We start from the raw sequence: 641 nt of genomic DNA, 5'->3' as shown, positions 1-641 counted from the left end.
ATTCTCCAACGCAGGATTCTTCGTTATGTCCAATTGTGTCAACTGATTGTTATAGCAATACAGCCTCTCCAACGCTGTACTCTTCGTTACGTCCAACTGTGTCAACTGATTGTTATCGCAATACAGCTGAGTTATATCGCCTTGGAGTGTAATGCGCCCGTCAGTAGCTGTTATCGTGTACACGTTGCCTTCTTTTTTGGTAGCACCTTTCACTGTGACGTTTTTTTCGTTATCAAACCCCAGAAAGATCACCTCGCCGACCTTCTTGCTGGTCGTCATGGTAATAAATCCAATCTCTCCCTCATAGGGTATGCCTTCACCATTCCACTTACCATTAGCATCTCTCCCATTATTGTAGTCTCGAACTTTCCAGCCTTTACTCTTAGCCTTTGCTGCAGAGGATTGGGTTAGGTAATTCCCTTCGTTGGGGTTCTTGGTATCAACGGCAACGAAGAAGCCCAGTTCTTCTTCATCCTCAGGGATAGAAATACTCGGCAACTGCTCTACAAGACTATTCATGGATGCGCGTTTAATTCTATTTCCAAACACCCATAAATTTACTAAGTTCTTATTTTGACTTACATCCAACTGTGTCAACTGATTGTTATAGCAATTCAGCCCCTTCAACGCTATATTCTTGG

At 43.1% G+C, this 641-nt stretch carries 1 pseudogene; it reads right to left on the bottom strand.

Going from position 1 to position 641, the window contains the following annotated elements:
• Nucleotides 1-641, bottom strand: a pseudogene (locus tag JCM15907_RS13095) (hypothetical protein); the annotation flags it as partial.

Origin of the sequence: Porphyromonas gingivicanis JCM 15907 (assembly GCF_000614585.1) — a bacterium.
GTDB classification, from domain to species: Bacteria; Bacteroidota; Bacteroidia; order Bacteroidales; family Porphyromonadaceae; genus Porphyromonas; species Porphyromonas gingivicanis.
Note: the sequence above shows the minus strand (reverse complement) of the source record. Positions and strands in the feature narration are given on the sequence as shown.